Here is a 208-nt window from a genome sequence, read left to right as displayed (position 1 = left end):
CCACAGTCCTTCACGCTTTTTACGTGAAATACCAGTAGACTGCGTAGAAGAAATTCGTATTAAAACGCAAGTGTCGCGCCCGCGAGCTGCAGGGCGTTTTAGTGCCTCAGTAATCCATGCTGTATTTGAAGAAAGCGGATTTAACTTAGGCCATCTCGTACTACACGCTAAGTTTGGTATAGGGACTGTGCTTTATTACGAAGGTAGC

The 208-nt window shown here is 45.7% G+C and carries 1 protein-coding gene; it reads left to right on the top strand.

What is annotated here, in order from left to right:
* The coding region (locus V6260_RS19480; RefSeq protein ID WP_341595641.1) for a hypothetical protein at window positions 1-208 on the top strand (208 nt) is incomplete at both ends.

The sequence above is a fragment of the Pseudoalteromonas aliena genome (assembly GCF_038155085.1).
In the GTDB taxonomy this organism is placed as follows: Bacteria; Pseudomonadota; Gammaproteobacteria; order Enterobacterales; family Alteromonadaceae; genus Pseudoalteromonas; species Pseudoalteromonas aliena_A.
The sequence above is the reverse complement of the archived record's forward strand: the minus strand, read 5'-3'. Positions and strand labels throughout refer to the sequence as shown.